20 protein-coding genes are annotated in these 21,423 nt (G+C 41.8%); 13 read left to right on the top strand and 7 right to left on the bottom strand.

Features of this window, described 5'->3' with window-relative positions; all coding sequences use genetic code 11:
- Positions 1 to 35: 35 nt before the first annotated feature.
- The 9 genes from pspB to PP2015_RS12760 all read left to right on the top strand — a co-directional run bounded on the left by pspB (position 36) and on the right by PP2015_RS12760 (position 8,948).
- On the top strand, positions 36 to 269 hold the full coding sequence (gene pspB / locus PP2015_RS12800; protein ID WP_058030713.1) for an envelope stress response membrane protein PspB: 234 nt from the start codon (positions 36 to 38) through the stop codon (positions 267 to 269).
- On the top strand, positions 266 to 670 hold the full coding sequence (gene pspC, locus PP2015_RS12795) for an envelope stress response membrane protein PspC (RefSeq protein WP_058030712.1): 405 nt from the start codon (positions 266 to 268) through the stop codon (positions 668 to 670). The genes pspB and pspC overlap by 4 nt, the downstream gene beginning before the upstream one ends.
- Positions 671 to 847: 177 nt before the next feature.
- Positions 848 to 2,251 carry a YcjX family GTP-binding protein gene (locus PP2015_RS12790; protein WP_058030711.1) on the top strand — a complete coding sequence of 468 codons (1,404 nt, stop codon included), beginning with the start codon at positions 848 to 850 and terminating at the stop codon, positions 2,249 to 2,251.
- Entirely contained in the window at positions 2,248 to 3,273 is a 1,026-nt protein-coding gene (locus tag PP2015_RS12785; RefSeq protein WP_058030710.1) for a TIGR01620 family protein, read from the top strand. Before PP2015_RS12790 ends, PP2015_RS12785 begins: the two co-directional genes overlap by 4 nt.
- Positions 3,274 to 3,406: 133 nt before the next feature.
- The gene (megL, locus tag PP2015_RS12780; protein WP_058030709.1) at positions 3,407 to 4,585 is read left to right on the top strand and encodes a methionine gamma-lyase; all 1,179 of its coding nucleotides are present in this window, start codon (positions 3,407 to 3,409) and stop codon (positions 4,583 to 4,585) included.
- A 220-nt stretch (positions 4,586 to 4,805) separates the two neighbouring features.
- Positions 4,806 to 5,603, top strand: a complete 798-nt coding sequence (gene phhA, locus PP2015_RS12775; protein WP_058030708.1) for a phenylalanine 4-monooxygenase — start codon at positions 4,806 to 4,808, stop codon at positions 5,601 to 5,603.
- Between the two features lie 10 nt (positions 5,604 to 5,613).
- The gene (locus tag PP2015_RS12770) at positions 5,614 to 5,958 is read left to right on the top strand and encodes a 4a-hydroxytetrahydrobiopterin dehydratase (RefSeq protein WP_058030707.1); all 345 of its coding nucleotides are present in this window, start codon (positions 5,614 to 5,616) and stop codon (positions 5,956 to 5,958) included.
- Between the two features lie 130 nt (positions 5,959 to 6,088).
- Complete coding sequence (locus tag PP2015_RS12765) at positions 6,089 to 8,035, top strand: DNA topoisomerase III (protein WP_058030706.1); 1,947 nt, start codon at positions 6,089 to 6,091, stop codon at positions 8,033 to 8,035.
- 55 nt (positions 8,036 to 8,090) lie between these two features.
- On the top strand, positions 8,091 to 8,948 hold the full coding sequence (locus tag PP2015_RS12760; RefSeq protein WP_058030705.1) for a tetratricopeptide repeat protein: 858 nt from the start codon (positions 8,091 to 8,093) through the stop codon (positions 8,946 to 8,948).
- A 138-nt stretch (positions 8,949 to 9,086) separates the two neighbouring features.
- Here PP2015_RS12760 and PP2015_RS12755 read toward each other — a convergent pair whose 3' ends face one another.
- Positions 9,087 to 10,634 (bottom strand): methyl-accepting chemotaxis protein, encoded by a 1,548-nt coding sequence (locus PP2015_RS12755; RefSeq protein WP_058030704.1) that lies wholly within the window; start codon positions 10,632 to 10,634, stop codon positions 9,087 to 9,089.
- A 79-nt stretch (positions 10,635 to 10,713) separates the two neighbouring features.
- Between PP2015_RS12755 and PP2015_RS12750 the strand changes: the two genes are divergently transcribed.
- From PP2015_RS12750 to PP2015_RS12740, 3 genes are all read left to right on the top strand, one after another.
- The gene (locus PP2015_RS12750; RefSeq protein WP_058030703.1) at positions 10,714 to 11,652 is read left to right on the top strand and encodes an NADP-dependent oxidoreductase; all 939 of its coding nucleotides are present in this window, start codon (positions 10,714 to 10,716) and stop codon (positions 11,650 to 11,652) included.
- Positions 11,653 to 11,723: 71 nt separating this feature from the next.
- Positions 11,724 to 13,301 carry a glutamate--cysteine ligase gene (gene gshA / locus PP2015_RS12745; protein ID WP_058030702.1) on the top strand — a complete coding sequence of 526 codons (1,578 nt, stop codon included), beginning with the start codon at positions 11,724 to 11,726 and terminating at the stop codon, positions 13,299 to 13,301.
- A 115-nt stretch (positions 13,302 to 13,416) separates the two neighbouring features.
- Positions 13,417 to 14,034: a transglycosylase SLT domain-containing protein gene (locus tag PP2015_RS12740; RefSeq protein WP_405127338.1), complete on the top strand. Its 618-nt coding sequence runs from the start codon at positions 13,417 to 13,419 to the stop codon at positions 14,032 to 14,034.
- Between the two features lie 80 nt (positions 14,035 to 14,114).
- Here PP2015_RS12740 and PP2015_RS12735 read toward each other — a convergent pair whose 3' ends face one another.
- On the bottom strand, positions 14,115 to 15,383 hold the full coding sequence (locus PP2015_RS12735) for an HlyC/CorC family transporter (protein WP_058030701.1): 1,269 nt from the start codon (positions 15,381 to 15,383) through the stop codon (positions 14,115 to 14,117).
- 61 nt (positions 15,384 to 15,444) lie between these two features.
- Positions 15,445 to 16,251: a cytochrome C assembly family protein gene (locus tag PP2015_RS12730; RefSeq protein ID WP_058030700.1), complete on the bottom strand. Its 807-nt coding sequence runs from the start codon at positions 16,249 to 16,251 to the stop codon at positions 15,445 to 15,447.
- A 167-nt stretch (positions 16,252 to 16,418) separates the two neighbouring features.
- On the opposite strand from PP2015_RS12730, the gene ffh reads away from it, so the two are divergent.
- Positions 16,419 to 17,795 (top strand): signal recognition particle protein, encoded by a 1,377-nt coding sequence (ffh, locus tag PP2015_RS12725; protein WP_058030699.1) that lies wholly within the window; start codon positions 16,419 to 16,421, stop codon positions 17,793 to 17,795.
- Positions 17,796 to 17,875: 80 nt separating this feature from the next.
- Here ffh and PP2015_RS12720 read toward each other — a convergent pair whose 3' ends face one another.
- The 4 genes from PP2015_RS12720 to PP2015_RS12705 are packed head-to-tail and all read right to left on the bottom strand — an operon-like array spanning position 17,876 to position 21,296.
- Positions 17,876 to 18,613, bottom strand: a complete 738-nt coding sequence (locus PP2015_RS12720) for a HugZ family pyridoxamine 5'-phosphate oxidase (protein WP_058030698.1) — start codon at positions 18,611 to 18,613, stop codon at positions 17,876 to 17,878.
- Positions 18,606 to 19,403: a heme ABC transporter ATP-binding protein gene (locus PP2015_RS12715; RefSeq protein WP_058030697.1), complete on the bottom strand. Its 798-nt coding sequence runs from the start codon at positions 19,401 to 19,403 to the stop codon at positions 18,606 to 18,608. Before PP2015_RS12715 ends, PP2015_RS12720 begins: the two co-directional genes overlap by 8 nt.
- Positions 19,396 to 20,445, bottom strand: coding sequence for a FecCD family ABC transporter permease (locus PP2015_RS12710; RefSeq protein WP_083496584.1), 1,050 nt, complete (start codon positions 20,443 to 20,445; stop codon positions 19,396 to 19,398). The genes PP2015_RS12715 and PP2015_RS12710 overlap by 8 nt, the downstream gene beginning before the upstream one ends.
- On the bottom strand, positions 20,442 to 21,296 hold the full coding sequence (locus PP2015_RS12705) for a heme/hemin ABC transporter substrate-binding protein (RefSeq protein ID WP_227009227.1): 855 nt from the start codon (positions 21,294 to 21,296) through the stop codon (positions 20,442 to 20,444). Before PP2015_RS12705 ends, PP2015_RS12710 begins: the two co-directional genes overlap by 4 nt.
- Positions 21,297 to 21,423 lie beyond the last annotated feature (127 nt).

The following is a 21,423-nucleotide window of genomic DNA, read 5'->3' as shown; positions in this document are numbered from 1 at the left end:
GCACAGACACAACAGGTTGAGTTATAGGAGTATTGATGATGGATTTAGAAGTTTTAGTTGCCCCGATTATTATTTTTATGGTGATTGTTGCCCCGCTTTGGCTCATTCTTCACTATCGCAGTAAGAAGCAAGTAAGCCAAGGTTTAAGCGAGCACGAACATCGCCAACTGTTAGAACTGGCTAATAAAGCTGAGAAAATGGCTGAACGCGTTGAGACCCTTGAAGCATTATTGGATCAGGAGTCACCACAGTGGAGACGTAAGTTATGAACAATCTAAAGAAAGAACTATATCGAGATCCAAAACGTGGAAAAATAGCAGGTGTATGTGCAGGCTTAAGTGATTACTTCAATATGGAATTGTGGCTGGTTCGCATACTATTTATCACAGCCGTATTGTTATCAGGTGGTCCTTTATTTGTCGTTGTGTATATAGCCTGTTGGTTTATCCTTGATAAAAAAGAGCCGAGTATGTCGCAAAATGCGGGCAAATTTGATGAGATTGATCCAATCTCAGTGAAGTTTAAAGTATGGCAAAAGGGTGAACCACCTCGTCAGGCACTATTCGACTTAAAAGATCGCTTAACCCGTTTAGACGGTCGTATTCAAAATATGGAAACTTATGTGACATCAAGTGAGTTTACTGTGTCACGTGAAATCAATAAGCTGTAATACCAATTGTATTGAATGTTTGTTCGCTTATAGCGGCGAATAAAAGTTAAAGGACTATCTAGTCGTTAGAATGGACACTTAATCAGTAACATTGGTATATCCATCATCATCAAGCGAGTGCGGCGAGATTTTAGTGAAGGCCGCACGCTTTCTCTAACAGGGAGTGACACTGTTATAATGAGTCCGAATTTATTCAGCCACGCGAATCTTGATAAACTCAAACAAAAAGCCCAAAAGACCCTCCATCGTAGCCTAGATCAGCATGTAAAGCTGGCCGTTACTGGTTTAAGTGGTAGTGGTAAGACAGCATTTATAACAGCGCTCGTAAAACATTTAACCACACAAACCAACAAACAGAACTTGCCTTTTTTCGATGTTGTAAAGGATGACCGCCTAATTGCAGCCAAACAAGTGCCGCAGTCCGCGTTAGATATTCCTACTTTTGATTACCCTAGTGCTATTAATTGCTTACTTAATTCTGAGCCCAGTTGGCCTGAATCGACAAAACGTATTAATACTTTAACGATTGCTATTCGATACGAAACCAAGCATGGATTAAAGCAGCATGTGTCACCGCAAAGTACTCTCTATTTAGAATTGATTGATTATCCGGGAGAGTGGTTAATTGATTTACCTATGCTTGAGCAAGATTATGCAAGCTGGAGTGAGTCAATGCTCAGCTTGCTTGAAAAGCCAGAGTACAGCGAATATGCGCGGCCATTTCTAACTGAACTTGAACAATTCAATAGTGAAGAAAATATTGATGAGCAAGCACTTAAGCAGCTATCTAACCTCTACACGCAAGCGTTAAAGCAGCTAAAATCACAGACACAGCTCGCTTATCTGCAACCTGGCAGACAATTGATCCCTGGTGATTTAGAAGATGCCCCTATCTTATTGTTCTTCCCGTGCCGTGAGAAGAACGACAAAGAAAATAGCCAATATAGTCATTTAGCCAGCCGTTTTGAGGCGTATAAAAAGCAAGTTATCACACCTTTTTATAAAAACTATTTTTGTGAATTTGACCGCCAGTTGGTACTCGTTGATGTGATGAGTGCTCTAAATGATGGCCCACAGTCTTTGCTTGAGCAAAAACATACGCTACAAGCGGTTTTGCAATCATTTAATTACGGCCGCTCGAATCTAATTAAGCGTTTGTTCTCACCAAAAATCGATAAAGTGCTATTTGCTGCGAATAAGTGTGACCATGTTAATGGTACTCAGCAAGTGGCCATAGCGCAGTTATTACATGATTTGGTAGGTGAACAAGCCAATGATATGCGTTTTAATGGCGTGCAGATTGAAACAATGGCGATGTCGTCTGTACAAAGTACTTTGGCGAAGCGTATAAAAGAAGGCGACAAAGCTTTAGACTGCATCTATGGCAAGCCACTCAATGAAGATGAATGGCTCACTTATTTGCCGCCAGAACCGCCTAACCACTTCCTTTCTCAAAGTCAGTGGCCGACTCATGGCTTTGAATTTATTTCATTCGCGCCATTACCAAGTACCAAAAGCGAGTTAACCCATACCCGTTTAGATCATGCCTTACAGTTTTTAATTGGAGATAAATTGCAATGACAGACAATCAATCAGCTCAATTAAAACCGGGTAGACGTATTAATGTCGGTGATGTTGGCGAAACCCAAAAAGAATTAGAAACAGGCAAGCGCTTTGAAATAGTCGAAGAGCTAGACGTCATTGATGAAAGCAGTGAGTTTGAACAAGAGTTAGAGCCAATATTTAAACCTAAAACCAGCCGCTTCAATTTCAAAGGCATTTTCGTCATTAGCTTATTGTTATTAATCGCTGTTGAAACGGGTTACACCATCATTGAGGCAATGCAAGAGTCTATATTATTAGCTGGCTTGTACGGCTTTGTTCTGACTACTGCTTTATTAGTGTTGAGCAAATTCTTATTCAAGGAAGCGGTTTCATTAAAAGCGTTGAAACAACAAAACCTTCGCCAAAATGATGCGCTTCGATTAATGAGTAGTACGCAAATTGGTGAAGCCGAAACTTGGCTTGAACCCTTACTAACACAACATACCGATGCAGAAGTAAAAGAGTTTAAAGCTTGCTTAAAACCGCACCATACTGACAAAGAGGTTTTACAGTTGTATCAAACAACTTTACTTGTCAGTAAAGATGAGCAGGCGAAAGCCATCATTAACCAACATGCAAAAACGTCAGCGCTTTTGGTGTCTCTCAGTCCGATGGCATTACTTGATATGCTTTCGGTACTGTGGCGTGGTATTAGCTTGATTGAAAAGATAAGCCAACACTATGGTATCAAGCTGGCGTATCGCAGTCGCATCATGTTGTACAAACAGTTGGTTAAACAGATGTTGTTTGCTGGTGCGTCCGAATTGGTATCTGACTTAGCGGCTACCAGCTTGGGCGCTGAGCTGTTAGGTAAGTTGTCAGCGCGAGCGGCACAAGGCCTCAGTGCTGGCGTGTTTACAGCGCGCTTAGGCTACAAAGCCATGGAATTATGTCGACCACTTCCTAAGCTTGAGCAAAAGCAATCGTTGTTAGGGCAATCAGCACAGGGCATTTTAAAAGCTTTATTAGAGCGTACAAAACCGTCTAAAAATGATTAAACTGACAACTTAACTGTACGATTTTTAGAGGGTTTTGCTCGTCTAGCCGTCTTAACATCTGGCTTGCTTGTGGAATTTTACTTGCTGGATTATTTATTGGTCTATTGATAATAATAAATTCATAGGCAATAAAATGACGAAGTATCATGACAACACCAATTGCATCCATAGTCCTGTCCATTTTGACGACCCACATGGCGCGTTAACCGCGCCATTATATCAAACATCTACTTTTCAATTTAAAGACGCAGCTCAAGGTGCGGCGCGTTTTGCAGGTGAAGAAGCGGGTTACATTTATACCCGCTTAGGCAACCCAACTACACGAGAGCTCGAACAAAAGCTCGCGCAGCTTGAAGAGATGGAAGAAGCTGCTGCAACCGCAACAGGTATGGGAGCGGTATCAGCATCTGTACTGAGCTTTTTAGAGCAAGGCGATCATTTAATTGCATCTAGCGCATTATATGGTTGTAGTTTTGCGCTGTTTTCTCATATGCTGCCTAAGTGGGGCATTGAAGTGTCATTTGTAGATATGACCAACGAAGCAGAGCTTTATGCCGCAGTGAAACCAAATACCAAAATGGTGTTTGCTGAGACACCGATTAACCCAAATATGACGGTGATTGATTTAGCGATGCTAGGCCAGTTTGCTAAAAAGCACAGTTTGATCAGCGTGGTGGATAACACCTTTATGACACCACTACTTCAAAAGCCAAAACATTTCGGCATAGATATCGTGATCCACAGTGCAACTAAATATCTCAATGGCCATGGTGATGTCGTCGCAGGTGCAGTATGTGGTTCGCAAGAACACATAGAGCTTATAAAACTTACGGTATTAAAAGATATTGGTGCGACCATCAGTCCGCATGATGCTTGGTTGATAAATCGAGGTCTCAAAACACTGGCTGTGCGTGTTGAAAGGCACTGCCAAAGTGCACAAAAAGTCGCAGAGTTTTTAGATGCGCACCCTAAAGTCAGTGAAGTGTATTATCCTGGCTTACCTTCACACCCTGGTTATAAATTCTTGGGTGAGCAGATGAAAGGGGCAGGTGGTGTTATTGCTTTTGAGATCGATGGCACCCTAGAGCAAGGTGAGCGTTTTATTAATGCGACTGAACTTTGTACGTTAGCGGTGAGTTTAGGCGATCCAGAAACACTCATTCAACACCCTGCATCGATGACACACTCGCCGTATACCAAAGAAGAGCGTGAAGCTGCAGGCATTTCAGATGGTTTGATCCGAATTTCTGTTGGTTTAGAAGATGTTAACGACATCATTGCCGACTTGGAACTGGCATTTAAGCAAATTTAGCGTAACACAAAGTTTACTAAAGGGGCTTGCAAGTCCCTTTTTAAGTGTCTGTGTTTTATTTTGTTTGCACTGGTGTAAATAAATAATTCCAAAAATTCGAGTTTTCAGGATCCCTTGAAACATCTCATCTATTAATCTTTTGCTTACTTTTCCCTAGTATCAAGTCAACAAGTTGAAACGCTCAAGCTGGGGCAAGAGCGTACTAACAGCGAAGGTTATTATGGCTAAAGCAAGTAAATATGTATCAAAACAACCTGATGCAAATGGCATCATCGCTTGGACCGAAGAAGAAAATAAAATATGGTCTGAGTTGGTTGCACGTCAATTAAAGTGCATTGAAGGCAAAGCATGTAACGAGTACATGGAAGGCCTTGAGAAAATAAATTTACCACACGACCGTATTCCTCAGCTTCATGAGTTAAACGAAGCATTAGGTCGTGAAACAGGCTGGCAAGTAGAGCCTGTACCTGCACTGATTGATTTTGATGAGTTTTTCAGACTATTGGCGAACAAAAAGTTCCCGGTAGCAACCTTTATTCGTTCTCGTGAAGAGTTTGATTATCTGCAAGAGCCAGATATTTTCCATGAGATTTTTGGTCACTGCGCCATGCTGACGAACCCTGCATTTGCTGAGTTTACGCACAAATATGGTCAACTGGGCTATGCCGCTGAGAAAAAAGACCGTGTATATTTAGCACGCTTGTATTGGTTCACGGTTGAGTTTGGTTTAATGCAAACTGAAGACGGTTTACGTATTTATGGTGGGGGTGTACTTTCAAGCCCAGGTGAAACACAATATGTATACTCAGGCACGCCAGAAATCAACAAGCTAGAAGTGCTAGACGTATTACGTACACCATACCGCATTGATATTATGCAGCCGTTGTACTACACCATTAATTCAATTAATGACTTATTTGATATCTCGCAAATGGATATCATGGCGTTAGTACAAGAAGCGAAAGAATTAGGCTTATTTGAGCCAAAGTTTCCCCCTAAAGAAAAATTAGCAAGTTAAGGATTTTGTAATGTCTGATTTAAGTGCACAAAAATGTGAAGCGTGTCGTGCGGATGCGCCTAAAGTGTCAGATGAAGAGTTAGCAGTATTAATTAAGCAGATCCCTGATTGGGTTCCAGAAGTGCGTGATGGCATCATGCAACTTGAGCGTGTATTCAAGTTCAAAAACTTCAAGCAGGCATTAGAGTTCACTAACAAAGTGGGCGATATGGCTGAAGAAGAAGGTCACCACCCAGGTCTTCTAACAGAGTGGGGCAAGGTGACAATCACTTGGTGGAGCCACTCTATTAAAGGCCTGCATAAGAACGATTTTGTATGCGCAGCGAAAACAGACGAAGTTTTCAACGCTCTATAAGACTTCAACATATCATTTAACCAAAGCGCCTTTTATGGGCGCTTTTTTTATGGCTGAAACTTAAACTCTGGCACTTAGCGCGCCATTGCTCTATCATAACTGTTAATTTATACAGTATATAAATATAACAATGAAACTCTATATCGCTGAAAAACCGTCATTAGGCAGAGCCATTGCCAATGCGTTACCTAAACCTCATAAAAATAACGATGGCTTTATTGAAGCGGCGAACGGCGATATTGTCACTTGGTGTATTGGTCATTTATTAGAACAAGCTGAGCCTGAAGCATACGACCCTAAATTTAAAAAATGGGCGATTGCGGATTTACCAATCGTGCCAGAGCAATGGCAGCTAGTAGCAAAAAGTAAAACCAAAAAGCAGTTTAATACCGTTAAAAAGTTAATTAAATCGGCTGAAACCATTGTCAACGCGGGCGATCCAGACCGTGAAGGGCAGCTTTTAATCGACGAGATGATTAACTTTTGCGGTGCCACTAAAGCACAAAAAGAGCAAACTCTTCGTTGTCTGATAAGCGATTTAAACCCCTCAGCAGTCAAACAGGCCATCAATAACCTTAAACCAAACCTCGATTTTTTATCACTGTCGGTTTCAGCGCTGTCTCGTGCTCGTGCAGATTGGCTTTATGGTATTAATATGACGCGTATGAGTACCATCAAAGGGCAGCAAGCGGGTTATCAAGGTGTGTTATCCATTGGTCGAGTGCAGACGCCGGTATTGGGTTTGGTTGTATACCGTGATTGGGAAATTGCTAATTTTGTTTCAAAACCGTTTTATGAAGTCGAAGCGAAGTTAAATACCCAAGCAGGTGCGAGTTACATAGGTAAATGGCAGCCAAGTGATGCCTGCCAACCTTATATGGATGAAGAAGGTCGCGTGCTGGTCAAAGGCTTAGCTGAAAATGTGGCGAGCAGGGTTAAAAACCAATCGGGTGAAGTGAGCAAAGATAAAAGCACTCAAAGTAAAAAGTCTCGCCCTTTGCCGCATAGTTTATCGACATTACAAATAGAAGCGGCCAAAGTGTTTGGGATGAATGCTCAGTCGGTACTTGATACCTGTCAGAGTTTGTATGAAAGACACAAGTTGATCACTTATCCCAGATCGGATTGCCGTTACTTACCAAAAGATCATTACAAAGAGCGCGGCTCAGTGGTGGACGCCATTGATACCATTAGCGATAAACTAAGCGCTTTTACAGGCAAAGCGAATTTAGAGATAAAGTCATCAGCTTGGAACGACAGCAAAGTCGGAGCGCACCATGCGATTATTCCTACCTCAAAAAAGTCGAGCGGCGCGCTGAGCCAAAATGAGCAAAATGTTTATTACCTGATCGCAAGGCACTACTTAGCGCAATTTTTTGAGCCAAGCGTTTATGCTGAGCGAGAGATCCATACACTTATTCAAGGTGGGCTATTTACCTCTAAATTTAAAAGCCTGATTGATAAAGGCTGGGAAGTTTTATTCAACAAGCAAGAAAAAGGAGAGGCTGAGCTTACTCAGTTGCCAATGCTGCAAAAAGGTGAGCAAGTGCAGTGTGTTGATGCACAAGTTATCGAAAAGCATACGTCGCCGCCAAAGCACTTCACCGATGCAACATTACTCGCTGCCATGACGGGAATAGCCCGATATGTGACCGATCCAGAAATTAAAAAGATATTGAAAGAAACCGATGGTATAGGCACAGAAGCGACGCGTGCAGGGATCATTGAGCTACTCTTTAAAAGACAATATTTACAACGTAAAGGCAAAGCCATTCACTCTACTGAAATCGGGCAAAGCGTGATAAAAGCATTACCAGAAAGTGTCGGGCGCCCTGATATGACCGCTGTTTGGGAGCAATCTCTTGAGCAGATCTATCAAAAGTCTCAATCGTATAATCAGTTTATGGGCTCAGTTGAAGTGCATTTAAATCGCTTATTACAAGACACACAAACAGCGAGCTTTCAAGGGTTAGCAGGTAAAGGCAAAGCCAGTTTTAAGCGTTTTAAAAAGGGTAAGCGCAGTGCGGGTAAAGGTAAAAGCGCTGTTAAATCTCCTCGGGCGAAAAGCAAGGCTTGAAAAAGCGAGAAGAGTCGCAATATAGTGAATAATACATAGATTTAAGAAGTGAATTATGGACAACCAAATTCAATTAACACCTGAAAATATCCAGCAGGTTCTGGCTGAGCAAAGTGCTGATAAACTGGTTCTAATGACGTTCTTCAGTGCGCAGCAACCTGAGTGCATTGAACAAGCGAATATTTTGTCTGCGCTTGCACAAAGCTACAAAGAGCACTTACTCATTGCAACAGTCGATTGTGATACACAACAAGCGTTGGCATCTCAATTAGCACAGCAAGTAGGCCTACAAGCGTTACCAACGATTGTGTTATTGAAAAATGGCGCGCCAGTTGGCGTATTACCGGGTCCTAAAAGTGATGCTGAAATTAAAGAGGCATTGGCTGAGCATTTACCAAGCCCGGAAGTATTATTACTTGAGCAAGCTAAACAAGCGCTGGCAAATGACGATCAAAATGCGGCGTTTAACTATGCCAAGCAAGCTTATGCAATTGACCCAGAAAATACCCGTGTGAAACTGGTTTTGGCTGATATCTGTATTCAAATTCAAAAGTTTGAAGATGGTCAGGCGTTACTTGATAGTGTTGTCGAAACTGAGCGCGATCCGTATTATCAAAATCTACAAGCTAAGTTGAATGCGGCTCAAAGTGCACAGGAATCTCCAGAGATCATTGCATTGACCCAGCAATTAGATGCAGACCCTGAAAACAAAGATTTAAAAGCACAGCTCGCTGCGCTACTGGCCGAAGCTGGTAAGAAAGAGCAAGCGCTAGAGTTATTATTATCAGTGGTAAGAAAAGACTTAAATTTTGGTACTGCGAAAAAAGATTACCTAGATTTGATTGCGAGCTTACCAGATGGCGATGCTTTGGCTGGCACATATCGTAGAAAGTTATACAGCTTATTATATTGATAGTTAGTTAGTTTTAAGCATAAAAATGGCAGCGGATTTAGCTGCCATTTTTTGTTGTAAGAGCCCGATATAAATTAGGTTCTACCAAATAGAGGCCGCGATAGCAGCGATTTTATATCGCGTCTTTTATCTTAATTTTTAAACTTTAAACGTCAGTAACAAACCAGATATTTTGTTTGCACTTTCTACCAACTTAGCTGCATCTTCTGCGACTTTATAACTTAAGGTTAAATTCTCGCTGCCGTGATGGGTAATGGTGGTGATGTTGTCGTTAATCTCCACACTCACCATTTGTTGTTGTTCTGCTGCAGTTGAAATACCCTGTGCAGCATTGGCAATTTCACTGATCTGCTCAAAAATCACTTCTAAGGCCTGTTGGCTGGTGTGGCTTGCATCGGCGCAGTTAGATGCTCTGTCTTTGGTGCTTTGCATCACTTCAGACCACTTGTATAAGGTATCTTGTATCTCTTTAATTGACGCATAAATATGGCTGGTGGCACTTTGTGTACGAGATGACAGGGCACGAACTTCATCGGCAACCACTGCAAAGCCTCGACCATGCTCACCAGCTCGAGCTGCCTCAATCGCTGCATTCAGTGCCAATAAGTTAGTTTGCTCCGCAATACCTTCGATTTCAGTCATCACCTGACCAATCTTATCGGCTTCTTGGGCTAGAGAGTTTGCTGTTTGTGCGGCTTCATCCACTTGCGTAGCAAGTGAGCTGACCATATCAACGTTTTCGAGCATGGTATTTTTAATTTCTAAACAATGGTGTTGCGTACTATCGACTTTGTTGGCGGTGTCGGTCGTGTTGTTTGAAATTTCACCGATGGTTTGGCTCATTTGTGACATCGCGGTTGCCATTGAACGTAAGCGCTCACTTTGTGCCTCAATCCCTTTCTCTGTATTAGCAGATTTTTCATTAAGCCCAGTTGCGATATTCTTGAAAGTAGACGCTGAGTCTTGCATACGGCCTAAAACAGTTCGAAGCTTGGCTTGCAGCATACCTAAATTAAATTCAGCGATAGAAAAAGGCGTCGCTTCGCAGTAGACATAACGAGAAACTGAATCGAATTGCTGTTGTTGCAATTTTAGCTTAGCAGGTACCACAAGCAGTTCATCATAGTTAATGAACAAAATTGCCAACATGGTGATGATAGCAGCAAGGCCTAATTGCCATCCTGAAAATACAAAGCAAGCAAGCGTCAGTAGTAAAGCGATAATTGTTGAAAGGGTTTGCCTCAGCGCAATTTGTTCACGCCAGTGCCATACTTTTTTGCCTTGATTTATTGCATCATAAAGAGATTGTGCTCTTTTCTTAAGTTGTTCAGCAGGCTTAACTCTCACCGATTGATAACCAACGAGTTGGCCATGTTCAAAAATAGGCGTGACAAATGCATCTACCCAGTAGTAGCGACCATCTTTACAGCGGTTTTTTACTACCCCACGCCAAGAGTGGCCTTGTTCTAATTTATCCCAAAGCTCTTTAAATGCTGCTTTAGGCATGTCAGGGTGACGCACAATGTTATGGTTTTTTCCTACTAACTCTTCGGCACTAAACCCTGAAACGGCACAAAATGCCGCGTTTGCATACGTTGTGACACCGCGTAAATCTGTTGTAGAGACAAGCTGTTGCGAGTCATCGAAGGTGACTTCTTCATTAATGATTGACTGACCACGACGCATGATTTTCTCCATAGGGTTCAGTGTAAAACTATGTTAGATTATAAGACTATAATGCTTTCTGTAATAGTAGGAATAAAGTATGCCTGTGCAAGCTATAAAATATGGAATAGATGAGTTCGGCACTGCGGATAAAATTCAGGCAAAAACATGCGTTTTACCTGAGTTAAATGACACTCAAGTGCTTATTAAAGTGCATAGCAGTGCAATTAACCCTATCGATTTGAAAACGCGTGCAGGCTTAGGCTTTGTTGCTCAAGCAAAAGAAGCTGATGAGTTTCTACCTTTAGGCTATGACGTTTACGGTGTTGTAGAGCAGTGTGGCGCTCAAGTCTCTGACTTGCAAGTGGGGCAATTTGTCGCAGGTATGGTGGGGTTTGCCAAACAGCCCGGCTGTTACGCTGATTATGTCATTGCTGAAGCAGACGAATTAATTGCATTTGATGTGCAACAAAAATCAGAAGTCGCAGGTCTATGTTTAGCAGGTTTAACCGCAATACAGGCCCTGAGAAAGTTTTCAAGCTCGCAGTCAACTCTTTACATAAATGCCCCAACAGGCGGAGTGGGTCATTTAGCAATCCAACTAGCCCAATTACAGGGTAAAGAAGTAATTGCAGTAAGTAATCGTCCTTCACATGAACTGTTACAAAAGTTAGCTGTAAAGGTTGTTGATTATGAGACATTCTTTTCACAAGAACGCCAAGCACAACTACTCGATTTAGTCGGTGGTGAAATCGGCGAAAGAATGGTCGCGAATTTAAACTCAGGCTGTGAAGTAGTGACAGTACCAACCATCAGTGCTCAGCAGATTGTTGCAGCTGCGCAGCAAAGCGACATATCGGTCTCTGGTATTGTGGTAGAAAAGAATAAAGCTGATCTAAATGAATTGATGACTGCGTATCGTGGTGGCGATTTATTTATCCATGTCGATTCGACTTTTGCGTTGCAAGATATCCAGCAAGCGCATGAACACATGGAAGCGGGGCAGCATGCAGGCAAGATAATTATTAGCCATAGTTAATAAATATTGCTTGAGTATTGGGGATGTGCCCCCATTGATTGAACATTGCCTATTGGCTTGAGGATAATTTTTTGAATACACCAGAATTAAAGACTCGCTTAGAAGCACTCTCTGCAGCAGAACACCAGCAAGCCATTAAAGGCATTAAGCGTGGTATTGAGCGAGAAGCATTAAGGATCAACCCGAATGGCTCTATTGCCAAAACGCCTCATCCACAAGACGCAGGTCACCCATTAACGAACTCGCATATTACCACTGACTTTTCAGAATCATTACTCGAGTTTATTACCCCTGTGAGTGAAGATCCAAAAGAGACGTTAGCGCAACTGCAAGACTTACAGAAATACACCTTAAGCAAAATGGGTGACGAGCTATTATGGCCCATGAGTATGCCTTGTTTCATTGAAGATCAAGATGATATTGCCCTAGCGTATTTTGGCGAATCAAACATTGGTAAAATGAAAACCCTTTATCGTGAAGGTCTAAAAAACCGCTACGGTAGTATGATGCAGGCTATTGCCGGTGTTCATTTTAATATTTCATTTCCAGATACTTTGTGGGACAGCCTACAAAAAGTTGAACAAAGCAGTGCTGAGAAACAAGCCTTTATCTCTGAAAAATATTTAGGCCTTATTCGAAACTTTAAACGTGAGCTATGGTTAATCAGTTATCTGTTTGGCGCCTCTCCAGCGCTGTGTAAATCATTCTTGCAAGGCAATGAAAGTGACCTTCCGTTTGAAGCCTTGGGTAAAGGCACACTTTATTTAGAGCATGGCACAGCATTACGACTTGGTGATTTAGGTTATACCAACAGTGCTCAGTCATCTTTAAAAGTGACTTATAACAATCTAGATGAGTACATTACAGGATTACGAGAAGCAATTGGTTGTCATTCTGACCTATATGGTGATTTAGCTGACTACAAGGCTGAAACACCGCAGCAACTGAATAAAAACATACTGCAAATCGAAAATGAATTTTACTCGCCGATTAGACCAAAGCGAAATGCACTGAGCGGTGAGACTCCGACTCAAGCTTTAGCAAGAGCAGGCATTGAATACGTTGAGATCCGCGCTTTAGATGTTAATCCTTTTTCACAGACGGGGATCAGTCTAGAGCAAATTAATTTCTTAGATGTGTTTTTAACCTATTGTCTGCTTAAAGACGCACCCGCTTTAAGCTGTGAAGATCAAAGGTTAACAGAAGCTAACTTACAAGCCGTAGTGAACTTCGGTCGTAAACCGGACCTTGAGCTACAACGTGACGGTTCTCCTGTTTCTTTGCAAACATGGGCAGGCGATATTTTTGCAGAGTTAGTGCATGTGGCTCAGTATATGGACAAAGCAAATGACTCGAATGTCTATCAGAATGCAATCAAACTATGGCGTGAATGCATTTCTGATCCGAATAAGACACTATCAGGTCAGTTCTTATCTCAGCTTAAACAAAACCAACAAGATGGCGGAAGCTATGCAATTGAGTTGGCGAATGAGTATAAGTTAGCGCATCAGTCTCAGTCATTTGTAACCTACTCAAGCTCAAGTCTTGATGCAGATGCAGGCGCTTCTCACGAAGCACAGAAGCAAAAAGTGTCTGAGGATAATTTAACTTTTGTGGCCTTTTTAGATGATTATTTTGCCAACGCTTAGGCAAAAAAAAGCGCAGCTAAATTAGCTGCGCAAATATTAAATCAGGGATGAAACAATGCTAAACCACTGCATTCATAAACTCAGACTTGTGAAATCTAGATAAGTTCACTAAAAAATGAAAAAAATTAAAAAAAGTTTTCTCACCTTATCTTTTGCTGCTGTTTTGAGCGGTTGTGCTACTGCGCCACCTAAACAGCCAGACAATATTTGTAAGATCTTCGAAGAAAAAGAAGATTGGTATTACGATGCGCGAGATGCCCAAGATAAATGGGGCTCTCCTAAGCATGTTCTGATGGCAATGATGTATCAAGAGAGCTCGTTTCGACATGATGCAGCGCCACCAATGGAGTACTTTTTAGGATTTATTCCAATTGGCCGAGCAAGCTCTGCATATGGTTATTCGCAAGCAAAAACACCCACATGGCAAGATTACATTCGAGAAACAGGTAATTCAGGCGCCGATAGAGATGACTTCGAGGATGCCATTGATTTTATGGCTTGGTTTGTTTACAAAACACATAAAGTGAATGGTATTTCTAAATGGGATGCCTATGCGCAGTATCTTAACTACCATGAAGGATGGGGTGGATATAAGCGTGGTACTTATCGAAAGAAAAAATGGTTGATGGCTGTAGCAAACAAAGTGAAGCATCGTGCTGGACGCTATGGTGCGCAATTAAAAAGATGTGAAGCTGAATTAGATAAGTCTTGGTTTGAAAGGCTATTTAGCTAAATTTTTTTACTGGTTGTGTTGTATTAAAAAAGCCGCAAACGCGGCTTTTTTAATATTGAAAACTTATAAAGTCAAAGTTGTTACTTTCTTTTCTCAGGAAACACCTTAACCTGTTTTATCATGTTTTCTTTGATTTCGATAATTTCAATTGGGTAGCCTGCAATCCTCATTCCTAGAGGTTTCTGAGGAATATCTTCTAAATACTCAACAATTAAGCCACTTAAAGTTTTAGGGCCTTCTGTTGGTAATTCCCATTCCATTTCTTTGTTAATTTCACGGATATTGGCCGTACCATCAACCAATACAGAGCCATCAGACTGTACGTCAACTTCTTCGCTCGCTGCACGAGTTTGTGTTGTTGTGAAATCACCCACAACATCTTCAAGAATGTCTTCAAGTGTGACCAAGCCCTGAATGTCACCGTATTCATCCACAACCAGACCAATACGCTCTTTGCTTTGTTGGAATTTTAAAAGCTGAGTATTTAATGAGGTGCCTTCAGGAATATAGTAAATTTCACGCACTGCACGTAAAAGAGACGGTTTATCGAACTGCTCTTTGGTTAGCAGTCGAAGCGCATCTCGAGAGTGAATAAAGCCAACAGCATCGTCAATCTGGTCACGATACAGCAATACGCGAGTATGTTGTGCGTTGGTTAAATGTTTGGCGATGTCTTTCCAATCGTCATTAATGTCAATGGCATTAATTTCGTTTCGTGGGATCATGATATCTTCAACCGTGACATGATCTAAATCGAGAATAGACGTCAACATGTTTTGGTGGTTGCTAGGCAGTAATGCGCTGGACTCATTTACCACTGTTTTTAGCTCTTCTTTACTTAAGCTATGTTCTTCAATGTCTTGGTTTGAAATACCAAACAGCTTAAGAATGCCATTGGTGATCCAGTTTAATCCAATTACAAATGGGAACATCAGTTTCAAGAGACCTTTCAATATTACAGAGCTTGGAAAGGCAACTTTTTCTGGATGTAATGCCGCGAGTGTTTTGGGAGTGACTTCTGCAAAGATGAGAATTACGAATGTGAGTGCTATTGTATTGACAAGAGGACCCCAAACATCACCGAAGTACCTTTCTGTAATAATGGCAGCAACTGTAGCGGCAGCAATATTAACGAGGTTATTACCAATGAGGATGACACCAATTAATCTATCAGGACGCTGTAGTAAGCTACTAACACGTTTCGCACCTTTATGATTTTCTTTTTCTAAGTGTCTTAGTCGATATTTATTTATCGACATCATGCCTGTCTCTGAGCTTGAGAAATAAGCCGAGAGCAAAATAAGTAAGCCCAAAATAGCAAAGAGCGTACCGGTTGATATGTCGTCCAAAAGAGGATCCCTTTTCTAATATTGAATAGGTATTAAGCGTTACTGAAAGTACTGAGTCAAGTTAAAATTTTACCAGAATTACTTCTTGTATGAATCTGCTTCCAAAGTAGGCCAAAGTCACTAAACCTGAGGCGCCTAAAATTGCAAAAACTACAGGTTTACCACGCCAGCCAAAGCGGTGATGACCCATCGTAACAGTTGCAAAAACTAACCAAGCTATGATTGATAACACGGTTTTGTGGATGACCTCTTTAGCAAACATACCTTCAAGAAAGATAAATCCAGACATGAGTGCCAATGTAAAGATACCTGTGCCTACAGTAAGCAGTTGGTAAAGTTGCCTTTCAACCAACATAAGAGGTGGTAGATGGCTGTTCATAATGGCTAGGTCTTTTTCTTTCAGACGTTTATCTATATAGAAGAATTGCACAGCATAAAGTGTAGCAATAATCAAAATACAGTAAGCAAGTAGTGACAGCGAAATATGTACAACGAGCCCTAAATCCACATTAATACTTTGCATAATAATATGATGGGGGATAAATAAGCTGGCGATTAATAAAATAGCAGCAAAGCCATAGACTACAGGGAGTAACAGAGTAGCAGGGAACTTTAGTGATACAGTTGTGACGCTCACGACAATTACCCAGCAAGTTAACATCGCGACATTAACAGTGCTTAAATCTTGCCCATCATGGGTAAAAACTGAATTTACTAACACTAACATATGCGCCAATATAGCGCCTGTACTGAGCAGAACCGTTAGTTTTTGGCTCGGCCCTTCTTTATGAAATAGGCGTGACAGTACATGCCCTGTTGCTAGAACATATAAAAGGCTGGCAAGTAAAGACAGGCTAATGATCAACATGTTAAATGTAGTCCAGATGTTAGTATCCTTGTTATAGGCTATTGTATTTTATGCCACCGTTCTTGCAAAGAGGTTATAAAAAGAAACTTTGTCTTTACTTGAATACTGTATTACTCGCCTGCATATCAGTATAATGCGCTCAATTACGACTTATTGGAACCTAATACATGTTTGAAAATCTCCAAGAACGCTTAGGTAAAACGTTAAAAAACATCAGTGGCCGCGGCCGACTTACCGAAGACAATATTAAAGAAACCCTCCGTGAAGTGCGTATGGCACTGCTTGAGGCTGATGTTGCATTACCGGTTGTTCGTGAGTTTGTTAAACAAGTAAAGGAACGTGCGGTTGGTGTTGAAGTAACGAAGAGCTTAAGCCCGGGTCAAGTTTTCATCAAAATAGTGCGTGAAGAACTTGAAAAAGCCATGGGTGAAGCCAATGAAGAGCTTAACCTAGCTGCGCAGCCGCCAGCGGTATTAATGATGGCGGGTTTACAAGGTGCGGGTAAAACCACCAGTGTTGGTAAACTGTCTAAGTTCTTAAAAGAGCGCAAAAAGAAATCAGTACTCGTCGTGAGTGCCGACGTTTATCGTCCTGCGGCGATTAAACAGCTTGAAACACTAGCTAACGAAGTCGATGTTGAGTTTTTCCCAAGTGATATTTCGCAAAAACCTGTAGATATTGCTACCAATGCGATAAGCCATGCGAAGAAGAAATTCATTGATGTTGTGATTGTCGATACGGCAGGTCGTTTGCACGTAGATAGCGACATGATGGACGAGATCAAAGATCTTCATGCGGCAATTAACCCAGTTGAAACCTTATTCGTTGTTGACTCTATGACGGGTCAAGATGCTGCAAACACTGCAAAAGCGTTTGACGAAGCGTTACCACTAACTGGTGTTATTCTGACTAAGACCGATGGTGATGCGCGTGGTGGTGCAGCATTATCAATTCGTCATATCACGGGTAAACCAATTAAGTTTATCGGTGTGGGTGAGCGCACTGATGCACTTGAACCTTTCCACCCAGATCGTGTTGCTTCACGTATTCTAGGCATGGGTGACGTACTTTCATTAATCGAAGAAGTTGAAATGAAAGTCGATAAAGACAAAGCAGCAAAAGTTGCTGAAAAGGTCTTTAAAGGTGACGGCTTCACGCTAGAAGATTTTGCAGAGCAACTTCGTCAAATGAAAAATATGGGTGGCATGATGGGGATGCTTGATAAGCTTCCTGGTATGTCTAACTTACCAGATGCAGTGAAAGATCAGGTGGGTGACAAAACTTTCAATCAAATGGAAGCGATCATCAACTCAATGACACCAAAAGAACGCGCTCGTCCTGACTTAATCAAAGGGTCTCGTAAAAAGCGTATTGCAGCGGGTTCTGGTACTCAGGTACAAGACGTCAACAAACTGCTTAAGCAATTTACCCAGATGCAAAAGATGATGAAGAAGATGAAGGGTAAAGGTGGCATGATGAAAATGATGCGCAACATGAAAAACATGATGCCACCTGGCATGATGGGTGGTGGCCCGAAGTTTTAATTAAAACTTTATAATTATATTAAAAAAAGGAAGCAACCGAGAGGCGCTTCCTTTTTTGTTTTAAGTTTACAAGACGCTAACTAAGCGCTTACAGCCTCTGCTTGTGATCTTGCTGCTTTTGTTAATCTCACAAGCTCTTTACGCACTGACATACCATCATGGCATGGCGTTTCAAATTGAATGAAATAGTTTTTCTCATTAGCTCTTAGATAACAGCCATCCGATACGAGCGTTGTCATCACAACATCATCGGCTTCAATATTATGCATGAGCTTAAGAATGAGTTGATTGGCATCGCGATGATCTTCATTCATGTGCTCAACCATACGAGCTTCGTCTTCAAGCGAAAATTGTGGCGCTTCTAGTTGCCATTCATTTTGTTCAATCCAGAAGATGTGGCCAAAGCCCCCGATGTAGCGAACACGCTTTACTTCCATTCTCCAAAGCTGAAAATCATGGGCTTGTCGGTACGATATGGCTTCTGGATATTGTCGTTCGTATCTTGCCAGTAGCAATTCAGATTCTTCTTTTGGTACTGGGGCTGCATCACCGACCACGGTAACGCGGGCATGAGCATTCTGATCACCTTGTTCTGCAGCATCAAATACAGTGGCACACATTCTACTGTCTTCACTCAAGTTTCGTGAGTGTTGCGCAATCCCTGCAATATAAAAAATAAGCCGACCTTGATTGTCTGTCATAAATGGCGACACAGACCCAAAAGGATAACCTTGCAGGTTTTTTGAAATTGTTGAGATCACACAAACATGTGACTGTCTGACTAAAGTGCGTGCTTCAAAAGCTGCCTGTTCACGCATTTTGGGCTCCTGTAAGAGGTTCTGAAAAAATCATAGGAATTGAAAAGCTGGGATGTTGGTTAATTTGCATGCCAGCTCTATATATAGGTTGTAGTATGTCTGTTTTAAGGACATGTTGCGGACTACCATCTTGATGGATATATCCATCGTGCAGTAATAAAACCCTATCCGCATATAATGACGCAAGGTTTAAGTCATGCAATACAGCAATGACAGTATTACCTTGCTGTGCAAACGCTTTCGCTATACCTAACGTACAATGTTGATGGTGTAAATCTAATGCAGAGGTCGGTTCGTCAAGCAACATGAGTTTGCCTTTGGTATCCGTTTTATGTGCATTGAGTTGCGCCAAGCATCGTGCAAATTGCACCCGTTGAAACTCTCCACCCGATAACACAGTGACATCTCTATTTGCTAAATGAGCCAAAGAGAGCATCTCAATAATTTGACTTACGGTGTCGGCCTGCTCTTTGGTACTTTCTTGATACGGGTAGCGGCCCATGGCAATCAATTCGGCTGCACTAAACGCAAAATTGACGCGATTATTTTGCAATAGCATCGCTCTTTGTTTTGCCAACGTATTTGGGTCAAAGTCAGATAATAGCTGATTGTAAAAGGTCACCTGACCTGTAAAAGATAAATCATCACAAATTGCACTCAACAGTGTTGATTTTCCGGCGCCATTTTCACCCAGTAATACAATAAATTCGCCTTGCTTTGCGTTAAACGACAAGTTCTTAATAATATGCTTATTGCCGCGTGTAATATTAAGGTTATGACATTCAAGCATGCATACCTCGTTTTTGTTTAATTAATTGGTAGATGAAAAAAGGTGCGCCAAATAATGCGGTCACAATACCGATTGGTAATTCAGACGGGGCAACAATTAAGCGTGCTATCCAATCTGCCAGCAGCATTAACAAACAACCCAGCAGCATACTCAGTGGTAGCATTTTTCTTAGATCTGGACCAACTAGTAGTCTTGCGATATGCGGCACTACCAGACCAACAAAACCAATCATGCCACCCATAGCAACAGCACCGCCAACGCCAAGTGCTACGAAAAAGACGACTTCTGTTTTCAGACGTTTTACATTGACGCCCAAATGTCTTGCGTCACGTTCGCCCAGCATAAGGGCATTAATTTGTCTTTTTTTCATAAGTAAACAGAGTGTGCTCACTATGATAAGTGGTGCACCATAGGTAATGGCTGACCAGCTCGCACCACCCAGAGAACCCATTTGCCAATACGTCATCAAACGCAGTGCACTGTCATCGGCAAAGAAGCTAAAGAGTCCAATTATCGCCATGGCTATCGCATTGATGGCAACGCCGGCGAGTAGTAGGGTTGTTATTTGTACTTGCCCTTGGTGGTTTGCCAGACGGTAAATAATACTGGTAATCGTTAACGCTCCGACAAATGCAGCTGGCGCAATCATGGCTTCATTAATGAAACTTACTTTTGGCGCGAGTGCAATGACGGCAATCGCTGCGACAGCCGCACCGCCAGTCACCCCCATTAGACTCGGATCTGCGAGTGGGTTTCTACATAAGGCTTGCGTAGCGGCCCCACTGCAAGCTAAAACCGAGCCGATCAGAATGGCCAGAACAAGTCTTGGTAAGCGAATTTGCGATACTACGCTAAGTTGCAATGCGTTGATGTCGGTTACAAAACTATCGGGCATTAACCATGCAATTGGCATTTTCCAATCCCAACCCACTGGTCCCGTGCTTAATGAAAGCCAAGCCAAGAAAAAGAGTGAGATGGCACTGAGCCAATACCATTTTAAGTGCTGGTTAGAGTGAAGTGTAGGAAGCGCAAGAGTGGTCATAGTACATTTTTAAGGTGAAATTCATTTAATGTCGCGATAGCTTCTGGTAAGCGTGTTGTCATACCCAGTGCCATTAAGGAGTCCATAATAAGTAGCCGACATGCTTTTGCAGCTGGAATTAACGCAAGTGCAGCCTGTTGGCAAAATTTTTCAGCGCCGCCAGCACCATTTACAACATGGCTAGGTGCCACCAAGAAATCAGGGTTACTCACTACTAAAGATTCGCGGTTAAAAGGTTTAAAGCCCTTATGTTGAGCGAGGTTACGCACGCCTGTATAACTAAAAAGTAAATCAGGCACCGTTTCTTTGCCTGCGACCATTAACCCTCGCTCACCAGCTGAAAGAATAAATAATGCTTTAGATTCAGAAATAGGGGCTTTGACTGGCAATGCTTTCTTTAGTTGTGCGATAAGCTTTTGCGCGCTCTCTTGTTGGTTTAAATCAGCGGCGACTTGATTGATTAATTGAAAAAGCCCATCTACATGCTTAGGTTTGTTATAAAGCTTGAGTGCAACACCAGTACTCTTTAATTGCGTAAGTACTTCGGGGCGACCTGTGCCTTCTAAGGCCAGTATAATTGTTGGCTGTTTTGATAAAACGCCTTCGGCAGCCAGATCTCGATAGTAGCCTACTTTAGGTAGAGCAACTGCTTTAGGTGGCCAAGTACTTGATGTATCTACAGCGACCACTTTCTCTCCAGCGCCAAGTGCATAGACTATATCTGTGATGGTGCCACCTGCAGTTACAATTCTTTGTGCTGAGCTATTAAAGCTAATGGTTAAAAGCAGTAAACCAATAGAAATAATGTGTTTCATTGTTTTCTCTTGTTTATAAATTTTCATAGCACTCATAGCCATAGCCTTGGCTTTATGAGCAAATTGCTAAATCCCTCTATGTTATTTCATCCTCGTTTGCTGATGATACCTATCAGAACCCTTAAAATCTATATAATAATAAAAACAATTATCATTTGTGATC

The sequence above is a fragment of the Pseudoalteromonas phenolica genome (assembly GCF_001444405.1).
Taxonomy (GTDB): domain Bacteria; phylum Pseudomonadota; class Gammaproteobacteria; order Enterobacterales; family Alteromonadaceae; genus Pseudoalteromonas; species Pseudoalteromonas phenolica.
This window is presented reverse-complemented; position numbering and strand designations above follow the sequence as displayed.